The sequence below is a fragment of the Streptomyces sp. NPDC044044 genome (assembly GCF_056434405.1).
Window position 1 is genome coordinate 943,078 of the sequence record NZ_JBWKFG010000001.1, and the last position, 23,299, is coordinate 966,376.

The window sequence follows — 23,299 nt, forward strand, 5'->3', positions numbered from 1 at the left end:
CACCGTTGGCGCGCGGTGTGGGAGGCCGTATGGGAGCGGGTGCGGGTGCCGGGCTCCCGCCCGAAGTGCATGCGCTATGACCAGCGGCGTAGCGCTCCTCGTGCCGGGATCGTGACGGCGAGCAGCGTCAGCCCGCCGGCGGTGGCTGCGAAGCATCCGTACACGCAGCGGAGCATCCGCATGACCTGGCGGCGGGTGGAGCCGATGAGACGCAGGGTGCCGCGCCCAGGTGGTGGCGTTGTCGACGACCGCCTGGCAAGTCGCGGGGCGCCGGTAAGATCGGCGCCCTCATGGGGAGTGCGATGCGAACTTCAGGGCGGGGTGGCGAGGGACAGAAGTACGCGCTGACCTCGGACGAGGACGATGCCGACTTCTGGGGTTCTGCTCACGAGGCCGAGGAGTTGTTCACGCCGCTGGCGGATGAAGAGGGAGCACGCCGAGTGCACCTCATGGGTTGCCTGCCGCAGGGCGGCCTACTGAAGAGCGTTGAGCACGTCGGCGGTCGTCGTGCCGTGGCGGGGAACGCCTGGTTCGATCTCCTCGACGGCGACGGCGCCACCATGGGGTCCTACTTCGTCAACGAGGTCACGGTCGTCCGCGTCAATCCGTCACCCCGTGGAGCCGGCCTCGTCGACCTCACGGTGACGTTGTGGTGCGAGAACGCCTTGGCTGGAGCGGACCGGGTCTGGGACTTGATCCGCGCGGGGCACCTGAATCGCACCGGCATGTGGCACGATCTTGCGCCCGAAGGCCGCCATTCGTGGCTGTCGGTGGCGCTGTGGTCTCGGGAGTACCAACGCCAGGGACGGCCCGACGCTCCTGCAGGCCAGGTGTTCACCTTGGACGGCCGGTACATCGTTGACAGGGACAGTTTCTACTGCGCGATCGGTGAGGCCATCAACGGGCCGGGCGGATACTTCGGCTGGAACCTTGATGCTCTGGACGACTGTTTGAGAGGCGGCTGGGGCGCCACCGCTCCGTTCACCTTGCACTGGGATTCCTCGGCTGAGGCCAGGGCGCTGTTGGCAGAGCGCGTGCCCACCGGCGATGGCGAGGTTTCGCTGTTCGAGCTGCTCCTGCAGATCTTGGAGGAACGGGGCGTGAGCGTCATCCTTCGTTGATCGATGGTCGGTTCCAGGTGCCGGCATGGGCAGGGCCATTCCGACTCCTTCGGACGGCGGCGTGCAGGGATGCCGAGGTCGACAGCGGATCGGCGTGCCACGCGCTGGGACTTGTCGCGCTTGGAGCGGAGGAGGGCGAGGGTGAGGTTCAGGGCTTCGATCTCACCGGCCCAGCCCCCCGCTCGGCCCTGTCCCGGCGGGCGAGGAGGTCCTTCTCGAGTTCGTCGACAAACGGACGGGCTGACCGGGGTGTTGGCGTCATCAGGAGACAGGCGCCGTGCCCCTGCTCCCACTGGAGGGGTGTGGATCAGGCGGTCGGCGCCACCGCACCAGGATCCACCCGTGATCGATCTGGTCGGCCTCGACGAGCGGTTCGCCCGCCTGGCACCGGAGTTCAGACTCTGGCAGACGGCCGCGCACAGGCTTGTCGTTCGCTGGGAGTGGTACGAGGACGCAGCGTTCGATCCCCGTCCGCTGCACTACGAGAGTGACCCTGAGCCGCCCGGGGCGTCGCCGTGCGGAGGAGCGCCCGGAACTGACCCGAGACCACTTCCAGTTCGGGTTGGACGCGAATGGCCGCCTGGTCGTCAAGTTCGAGTACAGCGGATTCCTGCCGGGCGAGGAGGACGACAACGCGGCCCACCGTAAAGTCCGCTCCCGCGTCGAGCACGTGATCGGGCGGATGAAGAACTGCAGGATCCTCCGCGACTCCCGGCAACACGGCAACCTCCCGTCGGTTCGGCAGTCTTACTTCCCGGGGTGCACATGACGACAGAGCATCAGATTGCCTTCTTCCTGAGGGAGTTGGAGACGGGCGACACCTGGCGACGGGCAGCGGCGGCGAAGGGGCTCGGCAGACTCGGCGACCCCGAGCACGCCGCGGTGCTCGTCCGGGCAGCCGCCGACCCCGCGCCCGAGGTGCGGGAAGGGGCGGCGGTGGGCCTGGGCAGGCTGGGGGTCCCCGAGGCCGGGGCGGAGACCCTGCCCGCGCTGATGGACGACGACGATCCGTGGGTGCGCAGGAAGGCCTCTTTGGCGTCGATCCGGCTCGGGCTGCGCGATCGTGAGGTCGTGGACGCCTATGGGCGACTGCTCGGCGATCCTGACTACCACCTGCGGATCAACGCCTTGGAGGCGTTGCGGGAGCTGGGCGTGCCCGGTGATGTTCCCGCGCTCCTCCGGCTGTTGGGTGATCCGGCGTACGGCATCTGGGGTCGGGCGCGGGCCATGGTCTTCATGTTCGAGAAGGACCCGGACGTCGAGGCGGAGCTGGTCCGTACGGCCCAGTGGGGCGCGGACGCCGCCCGCGTGTACGCCCTGTGGATGTTGCCGGACCAGCACGCCGAGCAGCTGCTGCCGTCGCTGCTGAGAGATCTGACCGACGCCCCTTCCATCGAGGTGCGCTGCGCCGTGGCTTTCCGACTGGCGCGCGTGCACCACCCGGAGACGCGGGACGCGTTGTTCGCGGTTCTGGAGGCGGAGTGCGACCGGGAGATGGCGACACAGCTGCTGTTCCTGCTCGGGCGGTCGGGTGACGAACGGCTGCTGGGTCCGGCCTCGCGCTGGCTGAGCGACGAGCGGGCCGGGCCGTCGGCCGCCACTGCCCTGGGGTACGTCGGCGGCAGTGCCGCCAGGAGACTCCTGCGGGCTCTCCTCACCGACCCGACAACGGCCGCCCCCACGCTCGCGGCAGCAGCAAGGGCCTACGGCGGTATGGGGAGATGGGACGCCGTGTGGCTGCTGCTCCCCCTGCTGAACCATGCCGCTCCTGAGGTCTACGCAGGTGCGTTGCGCGGCCTGGACGCCATGGCGGACACCGGGTTCAGGCCGTGGGAGCGCGCGGCGGTCGCCCGGACGCTGGTGGCCCGTCTCGGCGTCGACGCCACTCTGGTCGGGGTGGCAGAGAGGGTCCTCACGGGCCTGGTGGAAGCCCTGCCCGGTCTGCGGGAACTGGTGGACCGGACCACCTCCCCCCTTGTCCGAGCCGCAGCGCTGTCGCTCCTGGACCCGCACAATGCGACGGACGCCGGCACCCCGCACGATCTGCCGCTCTTCGTACGGCACTTGGACGACGTGGATACGTGGGTGCGCCAGGCCGCCGCGGAGGGGATCGCCCACTGGGCAGAGGTGACGGGCATGCTCCCTCCGGGCGAGGAGCGGCTGCGTGACCGGCTCACCGCCCTGGACTCAGACCCATTCGACTCCGTACGCGAGGCGGCGGCCGAAGCGCTGCGTGTCCTGGACGACTGCCGGAACAACTGACACTGCAGGGTTGCAGTGGCAACTGAGGCCCTAGCGGTCGGCCTTGGCGTCGAGGCCGCCCAGGATGAGGTCGGTCAGCGTGGTGACCGCTTCGGCGTCGGTTGCCCGTTCTCGGTTCAGCTCGGCGGCAATCGCCTCGGCCGCGCCCAGCATGCCGACGCAGTGCAGGCGGAGGGCTTGGGGCGGGAGGCCGGAGTACGGCAGCAGCGTCGTGGCCATCAAGTCCGTGTAGCTGTCCGTCAACTCGTGCTGGACCGCCTCTATTTCCGGGCTTCCTTTGAGTGCGGCGGTAAGGGCGCTGAGCTCTGGCATGTCGGTGGCGCAGGCGAAGTAGGCGGTGCTGATGAGGCGTGCGACCCCGTCGGCGTTGGGTACGGCGTCCTGCAACGCCTGTGTGATCGCGGCCCGGTGGCGTTCGTCGAGCCGTCGGTAGAGCGCGAGCAGTAGGCCCGGGCGGGTTGCGAAGTGGTCGTATGCGATCGGTCGGCTCACCCCGGCTGCTTCCGCGAGGGTGACCAGCGTCAGGCCGTCCGTCCCGTGGGTGCGCACGATCGCCATGGCGGTGTCGAGCAGTTGCTCCCGCCTGGCCTGCTTGGACAGGCGGGTCGGTGTGGTGGCCATGGTCCTCCCTTGCGTTCGCCTCCGAATCTAAGCTACAAAACGTAGGTTACAAAATGTAGCTTCATGGATGTGAGGGGGAACCCGCAGTGGGACAGTCGGAATCGGTACTGATATTGGGCGGTTCGGGTCAGGCGGGCGCGGGGGCCGCTGCCCTCCTGCGCCAATGGCACCCGGCGCTGCCGCTGACGATCGCGGGCCGTGACCTCGAGCGTGCCCAGCGGGTGGCCGACGAACTGGGCACCGCAACGGCCGTGACCGCCGATCTGCGACGCAGCGATCTCGGCCTCCCGGCCGATCAGGCCGATCACCACTACTCCGCGGTGGTCGCCGCGCTGTGGGACGACCGCTTGCACGGTCTGCGGTACGCGCAGCATCGCGGGCTGCCGTATCTCAGCATCTCCAGCGGTCTGTCGGACATCGCGCCGGAGGTCGTCGCGGGCGCCCAATGGGCAGGCGCCGCACCGATCCTGGTGGCCAGCCACTACTGCGCCGGTACTGTCGTCCTCGCGGCATTGCACGCGGCCCGGCAGTTCGACCGGATCGACACCATCCGGATCAGTGCCGTCCTGGACGAACTGGACACCGGCGGGCCGGCGGGAAGAGCGGATCTGCAGCGGTGGTCCACCGCCACCTCGGCGGGAATGGTGCGCCGAGACGGCGTCTTCACCTGGATCAACGGCCCCGACGCACAGACGGATGTACGCAGTACCGACGGCACCGTCCTTCCCGGCCAGAGCATCGCCATCCTCGACGTACCAAGTCTCGCCCTCGCGACGGACGCGCCGAACGTCCGCTTCGACTTCGCCGTCGGCGAATCCGCCGGCCGCCACCGCGGCGAGCCCCCTTCCTTCGAGGTCCGGCTCGACCTCGAAGGAGCACATCGCGGAGGTGCACCGATCAGTACGAGCAGTTACCTGGTCCACCCGGCGGGTCAGCGCCCGTTGACCGCACTCGGCATCGCCCTCGGCATCGAGCGATTGCTCGGACTGCGCGGCGATGCCGTCGCGCCGGGCATCCACACTCCCGAGGCGCTGCTCGACCCGGCCTATTCGGTCGAACGCATGGCCGAGACCGGTGCCGTCTTTGTCGATGCATCCGGCGACAGCTGACCTTCACTCAGGGAGTCCGGCGCCCCCAAAGGTCCGCCCACGTGGTCGGTCGGGCAGCTGCTGGCCCCGAACGCTGCCGTGGTGCTGAACAGCCTCAGCGCTCTGCCGGGCACTCAACGGCACGGAAACCCCGTCCGGTGCGGACCTCGCCCTCGCCCTGCCACCGTCACCCGATCAGTGGCAGCGCTGAAATGCTCACTGTCCTACCTAACGGCCCGTTAAATCCTGGACGCCGGAAGCCGGATGCCACTTGGAACCTGGAAAGCCTCCGTACGCTGTGCGTCGGCGTACGGAGGCGGCGTTGTGGTGCCGAAGGGGACAGCTGATTGCAGCAACTTGGTGATGTTGGGTGACGGTCGCGCTTGTATCCGGGAAGAGAAGAGAAGGCTGGGAAAGAAAGAAGGGGAAGGGGAAGGGAAAAGCGCCATCCCGAGCCCCTTTCTCTCCTCTGGTGGGCGGATTTGATGGAGCGTCAGCGCACGAAGCCCGGCTGAATGAGCCATACGGTGCACCCCGCGTGTCAGCGGAAATCTCGCTGACCAGTCCATTCCGCACCTCATTCCAACCATGAGCCATCCCGGGTAGCCCGCGGTCACGCCAAAAGGAACAGAGCATGCGCCCCACAGTCCATAGCCCTTGCTGGAGTAGGCTCGCAGTGGCCAGTTGCCTTCTCCTGGTCGGGTGCGCAAGCCCCCCGACCTCCCCGTCTCATGGCCCTTCCGCCGCTGGCTCGCGTGTTCCGGCGGTGGGGCTCCCGGGGCCCGGCCCGGACGCCGCGGGGATTCACCGCATTCCTGGCCTCGGACCGTATACGCAAGCTCAGATCGGACCCGAGACGCGGCAGGTCCTTGTGGTCACCGGTAAATCAAAAGAGAACAACGCTACTGCCGTTCTCTACGCAAGAGAGCGGTCTTCTCGCTGGACCAGCACGGCAGGGCCGTGGCAAGCCCGCAACGCGATGCTCGGGTGGACCGGCGATCACCGCGCCGGAGATCTGCGCTCTCCTGTCGGAGTATTCCGGATCGGCGACGCGGGCGGTCTCCTGCCCAACCCTGGAACGCGGCTGCCGTACGACATGGATGAGGAATTCGATGAGCCAGGTACCGGCTTCGACGGTGAATCGCTTGCCGGTTCCTTCGACTACGTCGTGGCGATCGACTACAACCGACGCTCAGGATTCTCGCCCTTGGACAAGGTGCGCCCACTCGGACTGGGCAAAGGCGGGGGAGTATGGGTTCACGTCGACCACGGAGGGCCGACAAAGGGCTGCATTTCTCTGCCGCGCCAGCAGCTGCGCCTGCTGTTGAGACTCCTGGACCCAGAGCGTCGGCCGGTCATCGTCATGGGGCCGAAATCTGAACTGCTTCGTTGACAGGGCGCGCAAGTACGTCTGAGCCGGCAACACATTGGTGTCGCCGGCTCAGATCCTGTGCGTACCTGGGGCAGTGGAGGCGACGGTGACTGCCGGATCGCCGCCTGTGGAGGTCTAGGGGGTCATGGTGGTGGCCAGGAGTGCGGCGACCAGGGCGCCGAGCGCGCACACGGACCCCGCTGCCGCCAGAACAACCGCCTGCGAGTGCACGGCGAGCGCGTCTTCACCGTCGTACGGGGTGCGGCTCATGTCCCACACTGCCTGAATCTGCAGAGACACACCGACGACCAAGCCGATGAGAATGATGGCATCGAACATTCAACTCTCTTTTCTAGTCTCCCTTCCTTTCCCTGAAGTAGCGGCGTATCCGCATCGCTCCGGGTATTTTGCTGCTTTTGGCGCATATCTTCCTGACTGGACGCCTCGAACGGTGTATGTATTTCGGCGCCGCAGTTGTCGGGTTGGCGGTGCGGATCTGCCCCAGATCCAGGACTTGGCACGGGAGTTGAGCTTGCACCGGCAGACCAGGGCGGAGCTGGGACCTGACTCCGTTCGCGGCCCGTGAACCTTCTGTGGTTGAAGGGACCGGACTTCGCGCACATGACCACGCCTGCTCGTTCTGCTGTGCCCCGCAGCCGAGGGCACCGATGGATTCCACTGTGTGACCGCGCATAATCCGTTGCCTGGGCAGGTGGGGGTAGCCCACGATGCCCGGATGCGATTCTCGATCAATATCCCGAACTTCGGCGACTTCGCTGACCCTCGAAACGTGGCAACCGTGGCGGCGGCGGCCGAGGAGTGCGGGTGGGACGGGCTCTTCGTCTGGGACCACGTCCATTACCGGGGGTACTCGGGGCGGCCCTTCGGGGACGCGTGGATGCTGCTGACCGCGGCCGCACTCGCGACGTCACAGATCCGGGTGGGGACGCTGCTCACTCCGGTAGCTCGATATCGGCCGCAGCAACTCGCGCGGCACGTGGCCACCTTGGACAACCTCAGCGGAGGAAGGGTCGTCTTCGCCGCGGGGCTTGGCGGGCCGGTCGAGGACGAGTACGGCAGCTTCGGCGACTCCACCGATCGACGTGTGCTGGCCGAGCGACTGGACGAAGGGCTGGAGCTGTTGGCGCGGTTCTGGACGGGCGAGGCCGTCGACCATCACGGTCGGCACTACCAGGCGCGGAACGTGAGCCTGCAGCCCGCCACCGTGCAGCGGCCCCGGCCGCCGGTGTGGATCGGGGGATTCTGGCCGAACCGTCCGCCCATGCGACGGGCCGCGCGGTGGGACGGCGCGGTTCCTCTGTTCAAGAACGCCCTGCACGGATACCCGCCGGACCGCGGGGATGTGCGGGAGTTGATCACCTATGTGCGCGGTCATCGAGAAGGCGACACCCAGCGCTCCTTCGACCTCGTAGTCGGCGGCGCCACTCCGGCGGACGCTGCCAAGGCCAAGGACGTGATCGGCCCGCTGCGCGACGCGGGTGCCACCTGGTGGGACGAAAGGCAACTCGATCCCGGCCCCGACGTGGACTGCCTGGCTTCGGTGCTGCGGCGCATCGAGGCGGGGCCACCGGTACTCGATTAGGCCGTGTTCTGGAAAGCAGCGGTGTCCTCTCTGGGCTGTACTCCTACCGGGCGCCGGACGCCTCGCGCAGCGCCGACAGTGCCGCCGGTAGGGCCGAGAGGTCTGAACCAATACCGGGAATCAGGCGGCGACGAGATCGAGATCCTGCTCGCGGTCCGGCGTTTTGACCTTTGGCTTCTTGTTCGGCAGTGAGAGCCGGAAGACCTTGTGCCACGCGGAGAACACCTGCTTGGGCAGCGGGCCGGTGACGTACTCCAGCTCGTACTTCTCGAACAGCGCGCGTACCTTCACCGCGACCTCGGCGTACCGGTTGCTCGGCAGGTCCGGGAACAGGTGGTGCTCGATCTGGTGCGACAGGTTGCCGGTCATGAAGTGCATGGCCTTGCTGCCGCTGATGTTCGCCGAGCCCATCATCTGGCGCAGGTACCACTGGCCGCGCGTCTCGCCCTTGATCGACCGGCGCTCGAAGACCTGTACGCCCTCGGGGAAGTGCCCGCACATGATCACCGAGTGGGTCCAGATGTTGCGGACCAGGTTCGCGGTGAACGTGGCGCCGAGCGTGGTGAGGAACGACGGGCCCGAAAGGAGCGGGTGGATCACGTAGTCCTTGAGCACCTGCTTGCGGATCTTGCGGCCCACGGCCTTGGCCCGCGCGTGGAACTCCGGGTTCTTGCGGCGCCGCTTGTTCAGGTTCTTGCCGAGCTCCAGGTCGTACGCTGCGATGCCGTACTCGAAGAAGCAGGCGTTGAGGAAGTTCCACAGCGGCTGGCCGAGGTGGAACGGGTGCCACTTCTGGTCCTCGTCCACGCGCATGATGCCGTAGCCGAGGTCGTTGTCCTTGCCGATCACGTTGGTGTACGTGTGGTGCAGCTCGTTGTGCGAGTGCTTCCACTGCTCGGACGGCGAGACGTGATCCCACTCCCAGGTGGTGGAGTGGATCTTCGGGTCCCGCATCCAGTCCCACTGGCCGTGCAGGATGTTGTGGCCGATCTCCATGTTGTCCATGATCTTCGCCACGGACAGCCCGGCGGTGCCGAGCAGCCACGCGGGCGGGAAGATCGAGAACAGCAGCACGCCCCTGCTGACCAGCTCGAGCTTGCGCTGCGCCGAGATGACCTTGCGGATGTAGGCGGCGTCCTTCTCGCCGCGGTCGGCGATCACCTCGTCGCGGATCGCGTCCAGCTCGCGGCCCAGCTCCTCGATCTGCTGCGCGGTCAGGTGGGCGGTGGGGTCGATGGCGGTCAAGGTGCTCCTACCGTTCGATGTCGCAGGGGCCCGCCGCGGCGGACACGCAGGTCTGGATGAGGACGCCCGGCTCGGCCTCGGTGATCTCGCCGGTGCGCAGGTCGCGGACGGCGCCCGCCTTGAGCGGCGTGACGCAGCCGAAGCAGATGCCCATGCGGCACCCGGAGGGCATGAGCACACCGGCCTCCTCGCCGATGTCCAGCAACGGCGTGGCGCCGTCCGCGTCGACGGCCTTGCCGGTGACGCTGAACGTGACCTCGCCGCCGTCACCGGCGACGACGATGCTGGGGCGGAAGCGTTCGGTGTGCAGGCGCTCTTGGACGCCGTGCTCGGTCCAGTGCTCCTCGGCGGCGTCCAGCAGGCCCGCGGGCCCGCAAGCCCAGGTCTCGCGCTCGGCCCAGTCGGGCACGAGTTCGTCGAGACGGGTGATGTCGAGCATGCCGTCCGTGTCGGTGTGCACCTCTGTGAGCCGCAGCTTCTTGTCCGCGACCAGGTCGTGCAGTTCGTTGCGGAAGATCACGTCGTGCGGCTGTGGCGCGCAGTGGACCATGACGACGTCGTCGAACTCGCTGTCGCGCAGCATGCCCATCACGGGCGTGATGCCGCTGCCGGCCGTCAGGTAGAGCACCTTGGCGGGCTTGGTCTGCGGCAGCACGAAGTCACCGGTCGGCTGGTCGAGCTGGATCAGCGTGCCCGGTTTCGACCTGCGGACCAGGTGGTTGCTGACCTTGCCGTCCGGGATCGCCTTCACGGTGATCGTGACGCGGCCGTCCTGGCGGTTCGTCGGCGAGGTGATGGAGTAGGCACGCCACAGGCGCACCCCGTCGATGTCGACTCCGATCCGCACGTACTGACCGGCTGTGTGGCCGCGCCAGCCCCGTCCCGGCCTGATCACGATGGTCGCGGCGTCATCCGTCTCCGGGTGCACGGCCTCGATGCGCCCACGCAGGTCAGCGCCCGCACGCAGCGGGCTGACCAGGTCGAGGTAGTCCGACGGCAGCAGCGGCGTCGTGACCATCTCCAGCAGTTTCCACGCCCTGCTGCGGAGGGCTGTACTCGTCATGGCCCCAGCTTGGTGCGCCTCAAGGCGTAAAGTCCTGACCGCAGGACGTAAATCTGGTCGACTCAATTGTTCGCAGGGAACAAAAACGTGAGCCATGCAACCCGGAGGGCCAGCGAGCTGGCCCTGGATGAGACGACGGTCACCGCACTTCGGGCCGTGCTGAAGACCACCGCCGACGAGGTCGTCCAGGCGATCATCGACGAGGTCCCTCCTTACGCCAACGCCCTTTCGGGCCGTATGGGCGGTACCATCCGCCGAGCCGTCCGCACCGCCCTGGGCCACTATCTGGACCTCGCGAGCGGGAACGCCACAGGCGGCGACGCCGGTGACGCGGCTTATGAGCTGGGCCGCGGCGAGGTGCGCGACGGCCGCTCGATGGACGCCCTGCTCGGCGCCTACCGCGTCGGCGCCCGTGTGGCCTGGCGATGCCTGGCAGCGGGTGCCGTACCCGCAGGTCTGCCCGCCGCCGAGGTCGCCAAGTTCGCCGAGCTGACCTTCGCCTACATCGACGAGCTCTCCGCCGCGAGCGCGGCGGGCCACGCCGACGAGCTGGCCGCCCGGGGCAGGGCCCACGAGCGCCACCTGGAACAGCTGGCCCGCGACCTCCTCGCCGGCGCGAGCCAGGACGTACTGCTGGCCTCTGTTCAACGGGCAGGGTGGCAGCCTCCGGTTTCCCTGACCGCGGTCCTGCTCCCCGCGGCCCAGGCCCGGCCCGCCTACCGCACGCTCGACCCGAGCACTCTCATCCTCGACGATCTGCCGGACGCCACCGGTGTGCTGCTCGTCCCCGATGCCGACCGATCACATCTCCTGCGGCAGCTGACCGACCGCACCGCCGTGGTCGGCCCGGCCCGGTCATGGACTCGTGCGTCCGCCTCGTACGCACGCGCCGTACGAGCGCGCTCCCTCTCCGCTGATATTCGCGACACCGAGGACCACCTGCCCGAGCTGGTGCTGAGCGCCGACGCCGACGCGTTCGCAGATCTGCGTGCCCGAGCCCTCGCACCATTGCGGGCCTTGCCCGACTCGACCGCACGGCGGCTGGAGGAGACGTTGCGGGAGTGGCTGCTGCACCAGGGCAGACGGGAGGAGGTGGCGGCGGCGTTGTTCGTCCATCCCCAGACAGTCCGGTACCGGATGTCGCAGCTGCGGGAGCTGTTTCCGGACCTCGCCTCGCCCCACCGGGTCCTTGAACTGACGCTGGCGGTCGGTCTTGGGGCCGGCTGACGCGTACGTCGACCGTCCACGACCGCGTCCGTCGTCCACGACCGCGTCCGTGTCCGTGTCCGCGAGGGATGATGGGGCTGGAATGACGCAACGTGAGGTCAGGAGCTGAAATGGCGAAGCGGGTTCACCGACCCCGCGAGGACGCGGAGTTCAATTTCATCCTCGGGATGGGCGGAGTTCCGGTTCTCGCGTACTTCACCGGGACATGGCCCAAGGCAATCGAGCCCTGCCGGGTGATGGACCTGGTCGTGGGTGCCATCGCCGACGACTACACGGGCCGCCTGACGGTCGTCCGCACCGACATCACGCGTTGTCCGGCCGCGACCGAGCGATACGGGGTCACCGGAGCCCCGTCCTACGTCCTGCTGAAGGAGGGAGAGGCGGTGGCGCACGGCACGGGGCCCATGACCATCGCCGAGGTACGGAACTTCCTGGACGGTCATCTCTGAGCAGCCGCTGCGGCACGTGGCCGCGACGCCCGTCACGTCTCGTCCCGTCTAGGTCGAGCGCCTCATCACTTCGGGTACCAGTCGTCAGAACTGAGGGCGATCTGGTCACTGGTGTCCTGTGCCATCGAACCTTGATCATTGCCATCGAAGGTTGACGATCACTAGGTTTGTGCCATCGAAGTCTGAGTGGCACGGGGTGCTGGTCGTCAGGGGGTGGCGGTGGGGGAGCTCGCGGGTGCGTACACGGATCCGGATCTTGGCTCTGCTGTGACACGTGGCAGGTCAGCCTCCTCCGACAACACCCCTGCGTCAGGAGGCCACGTGGTTGCCCCCCGGTTCACTCTCGTCCTGCTCGGCTGCACAGCCCTACTGCTCACGGGTTGCGCAGGCGATGGCGGGAGCCGGGACGCGACAGCCGACGGTACGGGGGAGAGCCGTCCGGCCCCGCGTGATCGCGACGGTCGCAGCGAGTCCGGTACCGGCGACTTCGACAAGGACGGCTACGACGACTTCGTCACCGTCGAAGCGAACCGTGCCTCCGGCGGGTCACAAGCCTGGCACGTAGTGGTCGTCCCGGGCTCGAAGAGCGGACTGGACGCGGCCCGCGCCACGCGTTACAGCGACGTCTACAGCGGCCCGCTGCTCCGCGGCGACCTCGACGGCGACGGATTCACGGACCTGGTCGCCACCCGTGAACCGACGCGACCGGGCCGGAAGACCGAGCAGCCGGGCGCCACCTACCAGGCGGTCGTCATGTTCGGCGGCAAGAACGGCCTCGGCAAACCGGTGACCGTGGCCGCCCGCGGCCAGTTCCTCGCGATGGCCGTGGCCGATGTCAACGGTGACGGGGCCCTCGACCTGATCGACCGCGGCAAGGGGGCGCAGGAGAAGGACCCCTCCCGGATACCAGGGCGGATTGCGTACGGCCCGTTCGACCGGGACGGCGCCCCGGCCCGGCTGGTGGGGCGGGACTGGGAGGCCGCTGGAGGCGGGGCTACCGTCGGCGACTTCGACGGCGACGGCTTCGACGACCTGCTCTTCACCGGCAGCCCGCCGTATGCGGACGACGAGGAGCCGAGCTCGGACCCGATCCCGGCAGCCGCCTACTTCCGCGGCAGCCCTGACGGGCCTGTCCAGGCCGCCCCGCCCGAGGGCCTGGACAACAGCATCGAGGACGGAGTCCTGACGCCGCTGGCCGGCGACGTGGACGGCGACGGCGTCACCGACCTCCTCGTCGGAGGAGGGGGCGTCTCGTCACCGGCCGACGGCCTCGACGCGGGACAGCTCACCATCGTCTACGGCGCCGCGGGTGGCCCGGGTAAGGGCCGCCGCAACACGGTGTACAACCAGGAGACGCCGGGCATCCCCGGCGATTCGCAGGGCAAGGACATGTTCGGTGCCGTCTCCGGCACCGGCGACATGAACGGCGACGGGCATACGGACCTGGTGGTCAACACTCCGGGCGAGGACAAGGCGGGCCGCTTCACGCTGTTGCCCGGCGCAACCGACGGCTCCGGCCCCGACCCGTCCCGGGCCACCGCCTTCGACGCGACGACCTACGGCCGGGAATCGATGAGCGCCACGCTGCCCCCGCTGGACGTCAACGGCGACAAGTATGCGGACGTGGTGGCCGAGACGCCGGGCGGTCTCCTGCTCTTCCCAGGAGGGAAGGCAAAGTTCCCCGCCAGGGACCCGAAGCTCACCGCAGCGGCGAAGGTGGGGATGGACGCGCGGAACTGACGCTGCGGGCTCCATTACCTGCGCGCCACTCAGTCTTCGGTGACACGCGATCAACCTTCGATGGCACAGGACAGTGACTGAAGGGCTCACCACGTCCCGCAGAACAACGTAGGGAGCGCTTCACTTGGCCGCTCGGAGCGTCTCAGTTGGCCTGGAGGCCCTGAGTAGTTCGGCTGCTGCGGCATGCCGCGAGATGGTGTGGCTTCAGAGCGGCGCCAGCACCATAAGGATCTCGTCGCGGTCCTCACCTGCGGCGAACCGGAGGGCGCCGGGCCACCGGCCGACTTCCGACCACCCGAGCCGCCCGTAGAAGTCCTCCAGCCCCCGCCGCGGGCGGCAAGGCGCAGCTGTTCCAGGCCCATGTCGTCCCTGGCACCCTGCGTACCTCTTGCATGAGTGCACGGCCGACTCCGCGCCCACGTACGGCAGTGCGGGTCTGGACGTGGTGCAGCGTGCCCCAGTGCGCAATCAGCTCGAACCGGTCGCGACGGACGTTGAGCCAGCCTGCGAGGTTCCCGTCCACCGTCGCCGTCAGGAGTCTGCTGGTGTCAGGGGACAGCAGGCCGACGATGCGATCGAGGGCCTGAGCCGCCGTGGTGGCCTCTACAGGAGGGAAGGGGAAGCCAGCCGCCCCGCCCGCGTTGGTCACCTCGACCCAGCACTCGGTGATGGCAGAGCGGAGCTGCGAGTTGACGTCGCTGGGTGAGGCGAACTGCTGAAAGGCAAGGGCGTCGGCGACCATCCCGAGATCATGGCACCCGCCTCTGACAAGCCGGTGTTCGCCGAGCTCGGCCTACAAGTGTCGAGCCAGCGGAGGTCGCTCCCATGCCCCACGCTGAAGACCCGCCGTTCCGACGTCGTCGGCAGAAACTCCCGCCGCCTTGCGAGAAGGCTTCGGCCGCGCGGGCGGGGCGATACTGATGGTGACAGTCGCCCCCACCTCCGGTCAGGCCTCGGACGCAGGCCTGACCGGCGATGGGGACGCACCTTTGTCGATGACTCCGAGGGGAGCCGTTCATGACCACGGCGAAAGACCTGTTCATCACCGCCATGGACCTGAAGCATTCCGTGGGACAGGGCGACCTGTCCCTCGCACTCGCGGGAGCCGAGCTGATCGATCTCATCGGTGCGGGGGCGGTTGCCGTGGACGGCGACCGCATCGTGCCGGGTGGACAGCCGACGCTGGACGATCAGTTCATGGGCGAGGCTGCGGCAGGACTCACTCGGCAGGCACCGTACGAGCGGATCGAGGACTGGCTGTGGCGCCGGGGCCGCGATCTCTCGGCCGCGTACCAGGCCGCCCTGGAGGCGAACGATGAGCTGAAGCCGCAGCGAAGCGGCCGGTTGTCCTTCGGCTCGGCACGCGTGGAACCGGTGGATACGCCCGCGCGCCGCCGTGCAGCCGACCGCTGGAAGAGGAAGGAACCAGTCCTGGCCGCCCTCGCCGCGGTCGTGGGCATCGACGACGAACGATCCGACGATGAGCCCGGCCTCGATGACGAGGCGGTGACGACGGTGCTGGCCGCCGTCCATGACGCGGTGATGGAACTGGAGGCCGTACGCCAGAGGCGGACCGTCGAGAACGCGGCCTTCGCCAACCTCTGGCGCGGACCGTGAGCCGAGCCCGCCTCCGGGCGCACGGTCGGGTCCGACGGCGACGCGGTCGCACGGCCGGGGTGTGTGACCGACCCCCAGCCTGATCACGATGTCTCATGAGACACCGCCACTCGAAAGGGTATCCGGACACGGGGCAGCGAGGACCTCTCAGGGCTGTTCGGTGAGGAAGGCCACCACGGCGGCCAGAAACTCCTTCTCCCCTTCGACGTTCGCCATGTGCACCGTGGGCAGCAGGGTGAACCGTGCGCCGGGGACGGTCGCGGCGAGTTCTCTGCCGTGGTCGGCGGAGGTGACGGTGTCGTACTCGCCGGCGATGACCAGTGTCGGGCTGTCGATGAGTGTGGCCGTGCGGCTCAGGTCGTAGTCGCGCACCGCGGCCCAGCTTCCGGCCACGCCCTGGCGCTGGGTGGCGAGCAGAGTGTGGCGGAAGCCCTCGACGACCTCGTTGTCGCCTTGCAGCATGTGGGCCGGGAACCAGTTGTGCAGGAAACTTTCCGCGGTAGCCTGCATGTCGGGGGCCTGCAGAAGTTCGGCGATCGGCTGGTCCCACTGGCTGGCCGGGCCGAGGGATGCGGCGGTGTTGGAGAGGATCAGGCGGTCGACGCGGTCGGGTACGTGGATCCCCAGCCACTGCGCGACGATTCCGCCCAGGGACAGGCCCAGCACGTGCACCCGTTGCAGGCCCAGGGTATCGAGCAGTTCCACGACGTCGCGTCCCAGCCGGTCCAGGGAATAGGGGCCGTCCGGGACATCGGAGGCGCCGTGGCCGCGCGCGTCGTACCGCAGCAGTCGGAAGTGCTCGGTCAGTGCCGGCACCTGTCCGTCCCACATGTGCAGGTCGGTCCCGATGGAGTTCGAGAGCAGCAGCACCGGCTTGTTCTCGTCACCGTCGAAGCGGTAGGCGATGCGCACGCCATCGCCGGTGGTGATGGCAGTAGGGGTCTGGGAAGTCATGTCAGCTCCTGTGAATCAGCGGTTATGTGCTCAGCCTATGAACACCGCCTGGCTGATTGCTATTACAAAGATTGGACGATCCCTGTAGGTTTCCTGGACGATGTCGAACTTCACGCTCCACGAGTTGCAGTGCTTCAACGCCGTTGTGCTCGACGGCGGTTTCCAGGCCGCCGCCGAGCGCCTGCACCGCTCGCACCCTTCTGTGTTCGCGGCAGTCGCCAAGCTGGAGCGCCAGCTGGGCCTGGACTTGCTGGACCGCTCGGGCTATCGGGTCCAGCTCACCGAGGCGGGTCACGCCTTCCACCGCAAGGTGCGTTTCCTGCTGCACGAGGCCCAGGAGCTGCAGACTTACGCCGAGCAGCTGGTGATGGGCGAAGAGACCGAGCTGCGTGTGGTGCTCGGGGACTTGTGCCCGCTTCCGCCGGTGTTGGAGATGCTCAGCGGCTTCTTCGCGCAGTGCCCGCAGACACGACTGCACCTGCAGTTCGAGACGGTCACCGGCCCCTGGGAGCGGCTGCTGGAGGACGAAGCCGACCTCATCGTGCACCGAGTCCCCAAGAGTGACGTGCGGATGGAGTGGATCGCTCTCGGCCGCGTCGCGCTGGTGCCCGTTGTGGCGCCCGGTTTCCTGCCCTTCCTTCCGGACACCGACATCACACCGCAGCGGATGCAGGCCTTCACGCAGTGCGTGGTCCGGGATTCGGCGCGGCATCCGGCCGAACCGGGCCACTTCCTGGTCGAAGGTGCGCCCCAAAGCTCCGTTCCGGACCACCTCATGAAGAAGGAGCTGATCTTGCACGGCATGGCATGGGGACACGTGCCGCGGTTCATGATCGAGACCGAGTTGCGTGACGGAAGGCTGCTTTCCATCGCTGGACGGCACTTTCCCGGTGTGGTCGAGGAACTCTCGGCAGCCCGCCGGCGCGACCGGCCGCACGGGCCGGTCGCCGACAAGCTGTGGGAGTTCTTGGAGCGCCGTGCACCGGTTCTGCGGCCGGCGCTGGGCCGTGTGCCCGGGGCGAAGAAGACGCCGCAACACCCCCTCCGGTAGGGCCCGCAGTAGGTCAAGTGACCCGCCCCCGGTGCGGCGGGCAAGAGCCCTCGGTCGATGGGCGATGGTCGTCGGCCGACGGTCGACTGGCCGGTGTGGCTGGGAGTCCGCCGGGGTGCCGTACGGCCACCAAGCAACAGCTCACTAGGCCGTGACCGCCGCAGCATGGGCAAAGACCCGCCGGTGGGAGCAGGCCCGCGAACAGCGGGCCGCCGCCGCGCAGGACTGTCGGGCGGTCACCGCCGATGAAGAGCGACCCCGGTGAAGTCCCTGTCATAGCCCTGTCAGGAGAGGGTGCGTTTCCCTGGGGACCGACCGGAGTGTCCGGGCGCGCCCAGGCCTGCCCGGCGAGTAGATGCCTTCACGTCTCGGCGCGGTGGAACTTACGGTTTGTGGGTTACCCAGAGCAGTTCCGCCGGCCAGCGGTGTGCCCAGTCGGGTGGGTCGGTTTCGTTGTAGCCGTTGGGTGTTCCGAGTTGGGGCCGCGGCTCGATGAGGTCGTCGATGATGAGACCCGCGTCGCGCAGGACCCTGACCCAGTCGCCGTAGGTGAGCTGGTAGCTGATCGCGCCGTCGTCCTCGGCGATGGTGTTCAGCCCGAAGTAGTCCTGCTGCAGCGTCGTGGTCACGCGGCTGGCGGCTTCGTCGTAGCAGGCCTCGAACCATGGGCTGGCGACGTTGAACACCAGGCGCCCGCCTCGGCCCAAGACACGTGCGGCCTCCGGGACGGCCAGGTGCGGGGGCGCCCAGCTGAGTCCACCGAAGTCGCAGAACACCAGGTCGAAGCTTTCGCTGGCGAAGGGAAGTTGTTCGGCGGCTCCTTGCACCAGCGGGTAGCGGGCCGTTCCCATCGCGCGGGCTGCTGCCGCGAGTTGGGCCTCGGACAGGTCGAGCCCGACCACGGTGGCGCCCTCGGCGGCGAGCGCCCTGGACCACTGGCCGGCGCCGCAGCCGAGTTCGAGGACGCGCTTGCCGGTGACGTCGCCCAGGGCGTGCAGGTGCGCGTCGGGGATGGAGTACATGCCCCACAGACGGGGTGTGGCGCCGATTTGCGGGTCGTGCTCGTGCTGGTAGGCGCTGCTGATCTGGTTCCAGAGCCGCCGGTTGGCGGGGATGCTGTCCACGTGCCGACTCCAGCACTGCCTGCCGGGGGCGGTCAACACGATTAGGCCCTCTCTCGGATCATGTGCGGAGCCAGATGGCGAGGGCTGCGAGGGTGGCGGTGTCGAGGCAGATGTAGGCGCGCTTCTCGTAGCGGGTGTCGACGGCACGCAACCCCTTGAGGCGGTTGATGGCTCGCTCGACCGTGTTGCGCTTCGCGTAACGCTCGCTGCCGAATCCAGTGGGCCGACCGCCGCGGGAACCTCGGTTCCGCCGGTGTCCTTGCCGGTCGAGCCGCCCTGGGCGACCTGGGTGCCGTCGACGAAGAGCGAGAGGGTGCCGCCCTTGCCGATGCCGTCGTCGTAGGCGAACTCGGCGCGGACCTGGCGGGTGCCTGCGGGGAGCGGCTCGGGGGCGGCGACGGTGGTCCGGAGCAGGCCGCAGTAGTTGTAACGGGAGCCGAAGCGTCGCGGCTCCTGCATCGAAAGATGTATCTGCATTTCATCCGCCGCTACGACCCCGGTGATCGCGTGGGCACCAAGGATGGTGAACACCCCTGGTGTAACCGGGTGTTCAGCAAGGAGAGTGCAATGACCGACCCTCGCTCCGACTCGTCCGTTCACTCCCTGGTGCCCCCTTCCCTATTCGGGGCTTTGAGCAGGGCTCTGGGCGGAGGTCTCATCATGGCCGTGGCGCTGGGGGTCGGCACCGGGGTGGGCCCGGTGGTAGCCGACGCCGTCGGGGTGACCGGGTTCGCGGCCCGTCTGGTGCCTGCCGCGCTCGTCAGCGCGGTGGCCATGCCGCTCGTCGTGTTCGCGCTGCGTCGGCGGCGCTGCTCGCTCGCTGACATCGGGTTCGGCGGTGTGGGCCCGAGTCTGCGGGCTCTGCTCGTCGGCGTGGGTGTGACGGCGGGGTCCGCGGCGCTGGTGCTCGGTGTCGGCACAGCCGCCGGGATGCTGCACTGGTCACGCCCTGATCTGCCCACGCTCGCCGGATACATCGTGACGAACGCCGTGATCGCTCTGCTCCTCGAGGCGCTGCCCGAGGAGACGACGCTGCGCGGCTTTACGTGGACGTCGCTGCGGAGTCGGTTCGGCGGGGCAATATCGGCGCTCGGGACGACGGCCGTGTTCCTTGTCGTGCCCGGTGTCTCGACGGTGGTGGAGGCAGGCGCGTCGCGCCTTGTCGGCGGCGAGGGCGGGCCCGTCGGCCTCGCGCCCGGAGGGCAGAACCCGGTCGACTACCTGATCCTTCTCACGGTCTTCGGCCTGATGCTCGTCAAGGCCCGCACGGCAGTGCGGCACGCTCCGCTGTGGGTCGGTATCGGCGCGCATCTCACGTTCCTCACCGTCAACCGCGTTGTGTTCGAGGGCGACCGGCGAGGTGCGGGGTGGTCCGTGCAGACGGCGCCGGGCGCGGAGCTCCTCGTGCTTGTGTATCTGCTGGTTGCCATGGCCCTGTTCGCGCTGTGGCGGCGGCGTACGGCGGACCCGGCCGCACCGGCAGGCACCGGCCGGAAGGCCGCGACCGTGTCTGGTCGGCTAAGCCAGGAGGCCCAACCCCCGGTGGGCTGAGCCTGTATGGCGAGGTCCACCCCGCCCAGCCCGATCGGCGGGCGGCCTGCCCGCCGCACCACATTGGTTCGTCGACGGCGCCGACGGGGCCGACGCGTCACGTTGCGGTGACCGTGTGAGTCGATCATCCGGGCCGACGGGGCTCACTGGCACCTGGCCGTTCCGCGACGGCTGGCCGCCTGGCGAGGGGACGTCCATACCCGGCCGCCTCCAGCTGCATCGCGTCAACTGCCGCCTACCGCCTACCGCCTACCGCCTGCCGCCGTCGCAATAGTGGGTGCCGGTGCGGCATCGCACGGCCCGCCTTGCCGACCGATCGGTGCACGACGTCCTGGTGGAGGCCCCATCCGGCGGCATTGTCGGGCCTGGAACCGAAGGGCTGAGGGGCGGCGGCACCCGGAGTGCAGGAGCCGCCGCCGTGGGAAGTTGCTCAGTCGGCCTGGCTGTTCGCGTGCTTGGGCAGGCAGAACATCAGAGCCCACATCAGAGCGAGGAGGCTACCGACCCACCACAGCACGGTGATGAACGCGTCGCGGTTGAGCCCGGCGTCGGGTGAGCCGCCGGTGGTGGCGAAGTACACCAGGGCGGTCAGCGCGGTGCCGAGGGCGATGCCCAGGTGCATGACGGTATTGAACAGGCCCGAGGCCGACCCGGCGTCCTCGTGCGGGACCCGGGCCAGCGACATGTCGGCGAGCGGGCCGCCGACCATGCCGAGGCCGAAGCCGATCAGTCCCACCGGAGCGGTCATCGCCACCAGGGTGAGGTCCGCCCGTGCCGCGTCGGCCTGGATTCCGTAGGCGGCCATCGAGGCGAGCGTGATGAGTGCTCCGGCCTGCGGCAACCGGCGGGCGAAGCGCCCGCCGCTCTTCGCAGTGACCGTCGCACCGGCCAGCTCTCCCAGGGAGAGCAGCACGAAGGCCAGGGCCGCGTGGAAGGGGCTCATGCCCAGTCCGTGCTGGAGGTAGAGCGTCCAGGTCATGAAGAACAGCCCGCACAGAAGGCCGTGCATCAGCTGCGCGGCCATGCCGCCGGAGAACTGCCGGCTCCGGAACAGGGAGAGGGCCACGAGGGGTGCGTTGCCTTGCTTGCGCTGCTGGTGGCGCAGGAAGAAGCCGAGCGTGAGCAGGCCTGCGGCGAGCAGGGCGAAGCACCACAGCGGCCATTGACGGAGGTGCCCCTCGGTGAGCGGGAAGACGATCAGGACGATGGCCAGTGCGGACAGCAGCATGCCGGTCAGGTCGAGCCGGTCGGCCTTCTTCACGGTCGACTCGGGGATGAACCTGCGTCCCAGGATGATCACGACGAGGCCGACGGGCACGTTGACCAGGAAGATCGGTCGCCACGACAGCCCAAACAGGTCCGCCTCGGTCAGTACACCGCCCATCACCGGGCCCAGGACATTGGCGAGCGACATGACGGCCCCGTACAGACCGAACACTTTGCTGCGGTTCTGCCCCTCGAAGGTCACGTGGAGGGTGGCCAGGATCTGCGGGATCATCAGGGCCACTCCCACGCCTTGGAGCCCGCGGGCGCCGATCAGCACGCCCGGCCCGGCAGCGAGGCCGCACAGCAGCGAGGCCGTGGTGAACACGACGGTGCCGATGAGGAGGATCCTGCGCCGGCCGTAGAGGTCGCCGAGGCGTCCGCCGGTGATCAGCCCGACGGCGACGGGCAGGGAATAGCCGGTGGTCAGCCACTGCACCGCGTCCGGTCCGGCGCCGGTGGACTCCTGGATCGCGGGGAGCGCGGTCAGGACGACCGACTGGTCGATCATGTCCATCAGCTCGGCGCCCAGTAGCACCAGGAGGGCGATCCAGGCAGCCAGGCCCATCTTCGACAGCCCAGGTGCTGGGTGGGTTGGGGGCTGGGTGGTGTGCTGACGCTCGTTGTCGAGCGCGGAGAAAGACACGACGGGAAGCTCCTGATCCAAAGAGATCGGGGGAGCCCTGCCGACAGCCGCACCGGGGCCGGAAACACGAAACCCGGGGCAGACGGCAGAGCTGCACCCGGGAAAGAAGACTGCGGGGAAGGGTGACGCAACTCAGACCAGCGCGACGTCCGCCCCGGACACGTGCGACAACTCAGCACGCGGGGAACGCGGACGACTACATGGTCTGGTTGATAAGACGTCACCTCAAGATCGACACAGAAGGAACAGGAGATTCGTTCACTGCCACCGAAGCCTCGGCACAGCAACCGGTCGACGGTACAACACCCCGAGCCACTGCGCACACCAGATAGTGGCCCGCTCCCCAGGTCTTGGCCCACCATGCAACCCGGTCAGTTCGATCACTCGAGGTCGTCAGCCGACGGGCGCGCGGATCAGCGGTTCGAGGGAGGAGTCCACCCTGGGGGGTGATGCAGCTGGCTCTGGGGAAACGGTTCAGCAAGTGTGGGGGCCTGAACCGCTTCACACGAAGGAATCACGACGTGCCGAGATCAAGTCTGTCTCTTTTCCTTGTGACTACCTGGCTCGTGGCACTGGTCGGTCTTGGAGCCGGACCCGCAGCTGCGGTAGATCCTGCCGACCGCGGGGCAGCGGCTTGCCCGCGGGCCAAGGTGGATGCCGACGCCAACACCGGGTGGGTACAGACCGCCCCCGTGCACCTGCGTGTCCGGGAGTACCCCACTACCCGCAGCCGTGTACTGGGCTACCTGCCGCCGTGCACGGTCGTCGCCGTCATCCGCAGCGAGCCCGGCCAGCGAATCGGGAACACGCGTGCCTGGTACCGGCTGGAGGGGAGGCGAGGATGGGTCAGCGGAGCCTACGCTCACCCGTTGCGCCCGGTCCCCACCCGCTGACACGGCGAGGCGCAACTGGAGTTCCCATGGACGGATGGTCCAGCCCTCGTGGAGGGATCCGACGTAGTCCAGCAGGGTTCTCGGCGCCAGTTGATCAGGTTGACCGCCGGATACAGCTGTGCGGATCCTGGTGGCGCCCAGCCCGTTCAGGAGATCGCCAGAGAGCGACAGGGGCTTTCCTGACCCGACCACGTCATCGACGATCAGCACGTCTCCATCTGTGACATCGCTCAAGGAATGCGGGTGATGAATCGACGGGCTCGCGCTCCTGGGTGAGCCGATTGCTTCACCGACAGTGTGTCTGACCTGGAGGGATCGCACGTCGCGTATACGCAAGAGATGGGCGATGACGGTGGCGGGAACCATGCTGCCGCGGATGATGGCAACGAGGGGGTTCGGGCTTGAGGAG

20 protein-coding genes and 3 pseudogenes are annotated in these 23,299 nt (G+C 68.4%); 13 read left to right on the forward strand and 10 right to left on the reverse strand.

Annotated features, from left to right (window positions below):
- Window positions 1-74 precede the first annotated feature (74 nt).
- Window positions 75-221 (reverse strand): annotated as a pseudogene (locus AC07AG_RS04540) (ABC transporter permease); the annotation flags it as partial.
- Window positions 222-302: 81 nt separating this feature from the next.
- Between AC07AG_RS04540 and AC07AG_RS04545 the strand changes: the two are divergent.
- From AC07AG_RS04545 to AC07AG_RS04555, 3 genes are all read left to right on the forward strand, one after another.
- On the forward strand, window positions 303-1,121 hold the full coding sequence (locus AC07AG_RS04545) for a barstar family protein (RefSeq protein WP_478751740.1): 819 nt from the start codon (window positions 303-305) through the stop codon (window positions 1,119-1,121).
- A gap of 487 nt (window positions 1,122-1,608) precedes the next feature.
- A complete protein-coding gene (locus tag AC07AG_RS04550; protein WP_478752257.1) occupies window positions 1,609-1,890 on the forward strand; it encodes a hypothetical protein in 282 nt (93 codons plus the stop codon).
- On the forward strand, window positions 1,887-3,383 hold the full coding sequence (locus AC07AG_RS04555; RefSeq protein ID WP_478751742.1) for a HEAT repeat domain-containing protein: 1,497 nt from the start codon (window positions 1,887-1,889) through the stop codon (window positions 3,381-3,383). The genes AC07AG_RS04550 and AC07AG_RS04555 overlap by 4 nt, the downstream gene beginning before the upstream one ends.
- 30 nt (window positions 3,384-3,413) lie before the next feature.
- On the opposite strand, the gene AC07AG_RS04560 is transcribed toward AC07AG_RS04555, so the two are convergent.
- Window positions 3,414-4,004, reverse strand: coding sequence for a TetR/AcrR family transcriptional regulator (locus AC07AG_RS04560; protein WP_478751744.1), 591 nt, complete (start codon window positions 4,002-4,004; stop codon window positions 3,414-3,416).
- Between the two features lie 86 nt (window positions 4,005-4,090).
- Between AC07AG_RS04560 and AC07AG_RS04565 the strand changes: the two genes are divergently transcribed.
- Window positions 4,091-5,113 carry a saccharopine dehydrogenase family protein gene (locus AC07AG_RS04565; protein WP_478751746.1) on the forward strand — a complete coding sequence of 341 codons (1,023 nt, stop codon included), beginning with the start codon at window positions 4,091-4,093 and terminating at the stop codon, window positions 5,111-5,113.
- Window positions 5,114-5,963: 850 nt separating this feature from the next.
- Entirely contained in the window at window positions 5,964-6,485 is a 522-nt protein-coding gene (locus tag AC07AG_RS04570; protein WP_478751748.1) for a L,D-transpeptidase family protein, read from the forward strand.
- Window positions 6,486-6,599: 114 nt separating this feature from the next.
- On the opposite strand, the gene AC07AG_RS04575 is transcribed toward AC07AG_RS04570, so the two are convergent.
- Window positions 6,600-6,803, reverse strand: coding sequence for a hypothetical protein (locus AC07AG_RS04575; protein ID WP_478751749.1), 204 nt, complete (start codon window positions 6,801-6,803; stop codon window positions 6,600-6,602).
- A gap of 397 nt (window positions 6,804-7,200) precedes the next feature.
- On the opposite strand from AC07AG_RS04575, the gene AC07AG_RS04580 reads away from it, so the two are divergent.
- Window positions 7,201-8,067 carry an LLM class flavin-dependent oxidoreductase gene (locus tag AC07AG_RS04580; RefSeq protein ID WP_478751751.1) on the forward strand — a complete coding sequence of 289 codons (867 nt, stop codon included), beginning with the start codon at window positions 7,201-7,203 and terminating at the stop codon, window positions 8,065-8,067.
- A 120-nt stretch (window positions 8,068-8,187) separates the two neighbouring features.
- Here the strand turns inward: AC07AG_RS04580 and AC07AG_RS04585 are convergent, their stop codons facing one another.
- Together AC07AG_RS04585 and AC07AG_RS04590 are read right to left on the reverse strand one after the other, a co-directional pair.
- Complete coding sequence (locus AC07AG_RS04585) at window positions 8,188-9,312, reverse strand: fatty acid desaturase family protein (protein ID WP_478751753.1); 1,125 nt, start codon at window positions 9,310-9,312, stop codon at window positions 8,188-8,190.
- A 7-nt stretch (window positions 9,313-9,319) separates the two neighbouring features.
- Window positions 9,320-10,375, reverse strand: coding sequence for a ferredoxin reductase (locus AC07AG_RS04590; RefSeq protein WP_478751755.1), 1,056 nt, complete (start codon window positions 10,373-10,375; stop codon window positions 9,320-9,322).
- An 87-nt stretch (window positions 10,376-10,462) separates the two neighbouring features.
- Here AC07AG_RS04590 and AC07AG_RS04595 point away from each other — a divergent pair, with 87 nt between their 5' ends.
- The 3 genes from AC07AG_RS04595 to AC07AG_RS04605 all read left to right on the forward strand — a co-directional run bounded on the left by AC07AG_RS04595 (window position 10,463) and on the right by AC07AG_RS04605 (window position 13,791).
- Window positions 10,463-11,602, forward strand: a complete 1,140-nt coding sequence (locus tag AC07AG_RS04595) for a PucR family transcriptional regulator (protein WP_478751757.1) — start codon at window positions 10,463-10,465, stop codon at window positions 11,600-11,602.
- Window positions 11,603-11,712: 110 nt separating this feature from the next.
- On the forward strand, window positions 11,713-12,051 hold the full coding sequence (locus AC07AG_RS04600) for a thioredoxin family protein (RefSeq protein WP_478751759.1): 339 nt from the start codon (window positions 11,713-11,715) through the stop codon (window positions 12,049-12,051).
- A gap of 321 nt (window positions 12,052-12,372) precedes the next feature.
- Complete coding sequence (locus AC07AG_RS04605) at window positions 12,373-13,791, forward strand: FG-GAP and VCBS repeat-containing protein (protein WP_478751761.1); 1,419 nt, start codon at window positions 12,373-12,375, stop codon at window positions 13,789-13,791.
- Between the two features lie 204 nt (window positions 13,792-13,995).
- On the opposite strand, the pseudogene AC07AG_RS04610 reads toward AC07AG_RS04605, so the two are convergent.
- Window positions 13,996-14,533: pseudogene (locus tag AC07AG_RS04610) on the reverse strand (N-acetyltransferase family protein).
- A 275-nt stretch (window positions 14,534-14,808) separates the two neighbouring features.
- Here AC07AG_RS04610 and AC07AG_RS04615 point away from each other — a divergent pair.
- On the forward strand, window positions 14,809-15,408 hold the full coding sequence (locus tag AC07AG_RS04615) for a GOLPH3/VPS74 family protein (protein WP_478751763.1): 600 nt from the start codon (window positions 14,809-14,811) through the stop codon (window positions 15,406-15,408).
- 147 nt (window positions 15,409-15,555) lie between these two features.
- Here the strand turns inward: AC07AG_RS04615 and pcaD are convergent, their stop codons facing one another.
- Complete coding sequence (gene pcaD, locus AC07AG_RS04620) at window positions 15,556-16,362, reverse strand: 3-oxoadipate enol-lactonase (protein WP_478751765.1); 807 nt, start codon at window positions 16,360-16,362, stop codon at window positions 15,556-15,558.
- 100 nt (window positions 16,363-16,462) lie between these two features.
- Between pcaD and AC07AG_RS04625 the strand changes: the two genes are divergently transcribed.
- Window positions 16,463-17,413 carry a LysR family transcriptional regulator gene (locus AC07AG_RS04625; protein WP_478751767.1) on the forward strand — a complete coding sequence of 317 codons (951 nt, stop codon included), beginning with the start codon at window positions 16,463-16,465 and terminating at the stop codon, window positions 17,411-17,413.
- Window positions 17,414-17,796: 383 nt separating this feature from the next.
- On the opposite strand, the gene AC07AG_RS04630 is transcribed toward AC07AG_RS04625, so the two are convergent.
- Window positions 17,797-18,537 (reverse strand): class I SAM-dependent methyltransferase, encoded by a 741-nt coding sequence (locus AC07AG_RS04630; RefSeq protein ID WP_478751769.1) that lies wholly within the window; start codon window positions 18,535-18,537, stop codon window positions 17,797-17,799.
- Window positions 18,538-19,197: 660 nt separating this feature from the next.
- On the opposite strand from AC07AG_RS04630, the gene AC07AG_RS04635 reads away from it, so the two are divergent.
- Entirely contained in the window at window positions 19,198-20,088 is an 891-nt protein-coding gene (locus tag AC07AG_RS04635) for a CPBP family glutamic-type intramembrane protease (RefSeq protein ID WP_478751771.1), read from the forward strand.
- Between the two features lie 430 nt (window positions 20,089-20,518).
- Here AC07AG_RS04635 and AC07AG_RS04640 read toward each other — a convergent pair whose 3' ends face one another.
- Window positions 20,519-21,997: an MFS transporter gene (locus AC07AG_RS04640; RefSeq protein ID WP_478751773.1), complete on the reverse strand. Its 1,479-nt coding sequence runs from the start codon at window positions 21,995-21,997 to the stop codon at window positions 20,519-20,521.
- Between the two features lie 449 nt (window positions 21,998-22,446).
- Between AC07AG_RS04640 and AC07AG_RS04645 the strand changes: the two genes are divergently transcribed.
- Window positions 22,447-22,890 carry an SH3 domain-containing protein gene (locus tag AC07AG_RS04645; RefSeq protein ID WP_478751775.1) on the forward strand — a complete coding sequence of 148 codons (444 nt, stop codon included), beginning with the start codon at window positions 22,447-22,449 and terminating at the stop codon, window positions 22,888-22,890.
- A 39-nt stretch (window positions 22,891-22,929) separates the two neighbouring features.
- On the opposite strand, the pseudogene AC07AG_RS04650 reads toward AC07AG_RS04645, so the two are convergent.
- A pseudogene (locus AC07AG_RS04650) lies at window positions 22,930-23,271 on the reverse strand (phosphoribosyltransferase); the annotation flags it as partial.
- Between the last annotated feature and the right edge of the window lie 28 nt (window positions 23,272-23,299).